The organism is Nocardioides turkmenicus (genome assembly GCF_011045035.1).
Lineage (GTDB): Bacteria > Actinomycetota > Actinomycetes > Propionibacteriales > Nocardioidaceae > Nocardioides > Nocardioides turkmenicus.
Genome location: NZ_JAALAA010000046.1, coordinates 1 through 4,861 on the forward strand (window position 1 = coordinate 1; position 4,861 = coordinate 4,861).

A 4,861-nucleotide genomic window follows, 5' to 3' on the forward strand; every position below is an offset into this window, starting at 1 on the left:
CGTACGCTGCCAGCCCCCCGAACGCCGCGAGCCCGAGCGTCTCCGCCTCGGTGAGCGTCCAGGCCACCAGCGACTCGCGGGTCTCGGTGCGGGAGCGCGGCCGACGCGGCCGCTCCCACGCGAGCCTGGCGACGACCGCGGCGGGCCCGGTGCCGGCAGCCAGCACCTCGTCAGACGGGAGGTCGGCGAGCAGGCTCAGCGTCAGCCGGCGCGTCTCCACGGCCGAGGCGCCGGCCATGTCGGGCGCCAGCGCGTTCCACGTCTTCCCGGCGGGGTCACGCTGACCGACCAGTCCGGGCAGCCGCGGCGAGGCCAGCCAGGCTCCCGCCACGAGCGCCCACCGGGCGGCCAGGGGCTGCTGCAGCCACTGGTCGAAGAGCGCGGTCGGCATCCATGACGGGTCGCCCTCCTCGTCGGTGCCCAGGGCGAGCAGGCCGGAGGCCCAGGACACCTCGATCAGCAGCGCCGCGGTCGGCTCGGTGACGTGGAGCCGCTCGGCGGTGGCCTTCAGGTCGCGGACCGTCAGGCCGGTCCCGCCGCGCAGCGACCGGGGCGGGGTGGCGCCCCAGGCGTCGAGGAGCAGCTCGAGGTTGCGTACCAGCTCGAAGGCGGCGCCCGCGGCCGCCCGGTCGACCAGTGTCGACGCCCGCGAGGAGGTCGGCAGCGAGGGCGGGACGTCCACCGGAGCCGGCGTCGTCCGTCCGCCGCGCAGCGCGAGCCCGACCTCACCGGGCAGGGTCAGCATCCCGTCGCCCGACGACACCAGCAGGCCGTGGGCGATCAGCTCCTCCGCTGGTCCGGAGGCCTCGGCCACCGACACGCGCGGGCGCGCGCGGGAGGAAGAGGCCTGCCCGCCGCCGGCGTCGACAGCCTCCAGCATCGCGCGGGCCTCGGCGGAGACGGCCGCCAAGCGGCGTACGACTTCTTCCTGGTCAACCCCGGGATCGCCGGTGAACGGCTGCAGCCCGGAGACCCCGGGAGAGCCACGCAGCAGGGCTGCGACCCCGGTCACCGCGCGCAGGCCGTCGAGGGAGCGCCACACCAGGCCGGAGTCCTCCAGATGAGAAAGTGCCCGTGTCGTGGCGGCGACATCGGCGTTCAGCATGGAAGATAAGTGGGCTTTGGTGGTTTGATTCGCGAGGACAACGGCATCAAGCACGATCAGCTCGAGATGGTTAAGGTCATCCAGCGCAGGGTGCAAAGATGTGCGAGTGGCTGCTCGGGCGGCGAGTTGGCCGGAGTCATGAGGGGACGGCGTGGCGAGATCAGGACGAGCAAGAAGCAGGCGTGAGATGCGCTCTGTGGGCCAAGAGCGCAACTGGTCTGCGAGTGAGCGGAAGCCTGTGTCCATCGGCATCACGCTATCCCGGCAGGCCTAGGGGGCGAGATGTCCAGGAAAGTAGTGATCGCGCACGGGGCCGCGACCGATGTCGGCCAGGTGCGAAAGGTCAACGAGGACTCCCACGTGGCCGAGCCACCCGTCTTCGTCGTCGCCGACGGCATGGGCGGCCATGACGGCGGTGACATCGCCAGCGAGATGGTGATCCAGGAGTTCGCCAAGCTCGGTGGCACCCACTACGTGTCCGAGACCGGCAGCCAGGCGATGGTCGACGCGCTCCAGGCGGCCCAGGACCGGATCGTGGCCTTCGCGCTCGAGCAACGCTCGCGCGGCGCCTCCGACTACCAGTCCGGCACCACCTGCGCCGCGGCGCTGATCGCCGACGGCGGCAGCAGTCCGCTGTGGATCCTGCTCAACGTCGGCGACTCGCGCATCTACCGATACTTCGACGGTACGTTGAGCCAGCTCAGCCGCGACCACAGCCTGGTGCAGGAGCTGGTCGACTCCGGGCAGATCACGCCCGAGCAGGCCGAGCACCACCCGGAGCGCAACGTCGTGACCAGGGCGCTCGGCGGGATGGCGCCCGCGGTCCCCGACATCTTCCAGGTGACCCTCCCGGTGGGCGCCCGGCTGATGCTGTGCTCGGACGGCGTGAGCGGCATGATCTCGGATGCTGAGATCGCCGACATCCTCGCGGCGGAGGACACCGATGCCCGCGACACGGCCGAGAAGCTCGTCGCTGCCGCGGTCGAAGCGGGTGGCCGGGACAACGCCACCGCGATCGTGGTCGATGTGATGGGATTGGCCGAGGAGAACCCGTATGACTCGGAGCAACAAAGGGTGAGTATGGAGCAGAAGCTAGGAGTGCTGCCATGAGTGAGCCAGCAACCATCGCAAGCACGTCCTACACGCCGGGCACTTGGTTCGGCATCATCGGTGAGAGCGCCACGGTGCTGCTCCCGCCCTCGGAGAAGAGCCGCGCGGGCGCCCTGTGGGCGCTCGTCGACGACGGCGCCGGGTTCGACGAGGTGCTCGACGCGCTCGTCGCGACCGGGCTGAGCTCGTTGCCGGGCTTCGTCCTCATCTCCGGGGACGTGACGCCCGACGGCGGCAGCGTACGCACGGTCGTACGCGGCCCGTCGGTGGTCTCCTTCGAGTCCGTCGAGGGTTCCGTCGAGGTCGACGGCTCGTCGTCGAAGACGTGGGTAGAGCGCACCCTCGAGGGTGTCACCCGGATGTCCGTCTCCCTCGGTGACGAGGGCGTCACCGGTGAGCCGATGACGGCGCTCGGCGGCCTGCTGCGGGTCTCGGGCCTCGAGGTCCCGCCGCCGGCGCCGGAGTCCAGCCAGGACGACTCGCCGGAGAGCCGCGCGGGCTTCGTCGGCGCCCCGGTGGCCGTCGAGGAAGCCGCCGACGACAGCGTGGAGGAGCCGGCGCAGGCCGACCCGCTCACCGACCCGCTGCCCGAGGAGAGCTACGCCGACTCCGCCGAGGAGCAGGGTCTCGACGAGGACGAGCCGGTCGCGGCTCCGCCCTCGCTGTCGGTCGTGCCGCCGATCCCGGTCTCCGGTGACCTTCCCGGCCTCGGGAACGACTCGGACGCAGATCCGGACGAGCCGGTCTCGGTCAACCGCGGCGAGGAGTCCGGCGATGCGCCCGCGCCGCGCCACGACGACCTGACCGAGCCGACCGAGGCCTTCGAGATGCCGGCGGCGCAGGAGGTCGACGACCAGAACGTCGACGACCAGGACTACCCGGAGCACGCCTCCCGTGGCTACGAGGACGACTACGCCAGCGACGAGCACGCCGCTGCCGTGGCGTCGTCCTTCGGCCCGTCCGCGGTCTCCCCGGAGCCGGTCGTCGAGCCCGAGGTCGGCCCCGATGCCGAGACCGAGGTGCTCGCCGCCGTCGAGGACGAGCCCTACGACGAGAAGTCCTACGACGAGCAGCGGTCCTTCGACGAGCCCGAGTCCGCCCAGGCGCGCGACTTCGGACCGCCGTCGATGCCGCCCCCGCCGCCGCTGACGACGCCGCCTCCGCCGCCCGTCGACGTGCCGCCCGCTCCCTTCGAGGACGCGCCGGCCGACGGCCTGATCGATTCCGCGCCGATCGAGCCTCCGCCGGTCGACGCCCCGGCGGCCGACATCCCGCCCGCGCCTCCGGCGCCGCCGGCGTTCCCGGCCCCGCCCGCGCCGCCTGCTCCGCCGGTGGCGCCGATCCCCGAGTCCCGTGACGAGCCGGTCTGGGAGGAGCCCACTCCTGACGAGGACGACCACGACGGTCTGACCCGCGTCGGCGTCGGCGAGGACCTCAACGCCGGCCTCGCCGGGATCCCGGGCCAGCCCGAGGCCCCGAAGGTGACCGCCTACCCGGTCGCGCGGCTGGAGTTCTCGAGCGGCGACCGTGTCGATGTCGACCGGGTTGTGCTCGTCGGCCGGGCTCCCGAGGCGAGCCGGTTCACGCCCACCGAGCAGCCGATGCTGGTGACCGTGCCGAGCCCTCACCAGGAGATCTCCTCCACCCACTGCGAGATCCGTCCGGGTGCCGGCGTCGACCACGGCGCCGCCGTGGTCACCGACCTCGGCTCGACCAACGGCACCGTGCTGGTCCAGCCCGGCCTCGGCCCGGAGGACCTGCGCCCCGGCGTACCCGTCCAGCTCATGCCGGGTGCCGTCATCGACCTCGGTGACAGCCTCACGATCCGGGTGACCAACCCGTGATCGAGCGGCTTCCGCTCATGTCGCCGTCCTCCTCTGTGGAGGCGGCGGCATGAGCGTGGCCGGCCTCCAGGCCCCGTCGGCCGAGGCCGCCATCGCGGAGCCGGACCGCCGGTTCTACGCATTCGCCATCGACCGGGTGATCGCCTGGGCGATCTTCGCCGCGGCGGGCTTCGCCGCCTGGCTGATCTTCTTCCGCAACGGAAACCCGCTGCCCGGCATCGGCCTGATCGCCGGTGTCGTGCTGGTTGTCTGGCTCGTCGGCACCATCCTCACCGGCTCCGGCGGCAAGACCCCCGGGAAGATGGCCCTCGGGCTCCGCGTGGTCAGCGACGACTCCGGAGCCGCCGGCCGCCCGATCGGCGTCGGCAAGGCGTTCGTACGCCAGGCCCTCCTCGGTCTCTGCACGATCCCGACGCTCGGCATCGGCACCGCCACCTTCGCCTGGGTCGCCGCGATGGACGAACGCGGCCGCCGCCAGGGATGGCATGACCGCCGCGCGGGCTCGGTGGTGGTCGACGTACGTCCTCCGGCCGTCGTCGAGGCCGAGGAGGAGGCGCCCGCGCCGCGCCGCATCGTCAACCTGACCACCATGCGTCTCAAGCAGGCCGAGGCCACGCCGGAGCCTGCCGAGCGCCCGCAGACCCCGGCTGCCCCGACCTAGAGCCCCGCCCAGGTGGCGGCAGCCCAGGCCGCGGCCGCCGAGGCTCAGGCTGCTCAGACCCAGATCGGGTCGCCGATCGCTCGTCAGACGCCGGCCCCTGTCCCGGCCCCGATGCCGCCGACGCCGGCCCCTCCCGCTCCG

Annotated in this window: 3 protein-coding genes and 1 pseudogene; 3 read left to right on the forward strand and 1 reads right to left on the reverse strand. The window is 72.8% G+C overall.

Features of this window, described 5'->3' with window-relative positions:
- A pseudogene (locus tag G5C66_RS25510) lies at window positions 1-1,105 on the reverse strand (hypothetical protein); the annotation flags it as partial.
- Between the two features lie 282 nt (window positions 1,106-1,387).
- Here G5C66_RS25510 and G5C66_RS25515 point away from each other — a divergent pair.
- From G5C66_RS25515 to G5C66_RS25525, 3 genes are read left to right on the forward strand one after another with little or no spacing between them, the layout of a single operon-like run.
- Complete coding sequence (locus tag G5C66_RS25515) at window positions 1,388-2,215, forward strand: PP2C family protein-serine/threonine phosphatase (protein ID WP_165114651.1); 828 nt, start codon at window positions 1,388-1,390, stop codon at window positions 2,213-2,215.
- Window positions 2,212-4,059, forward strand: coding sequence for an FHA domain-containing protein (locus G5C66_RS26665; RefSeq protein ID WP_165114654.1), 1,848 nt, complete (start codon window positions 2,212-2,214; stop codon window positions 4,057-4,059). The genes G5C66_RS25515 and G5C66_RS26665 overlap by 4 nt, the downstream gene beginning before the upstream one ends.
- A 49-nt stretch (window positions 4,060-4,108) precedes the next feature.
- Window positions 4,109-4,720: an RDD family protein gene (locus G5C66_RS25525; protein ID WP_165114657.1), complete on the forward strand. Its 612-nt coding sequence runs from the start codon at window positions 4,109-4,111 to the stop codon at window positions 4,718-4,720.
- Window positions 4,721-4,861: the final 141 nt, after the last annotated feature.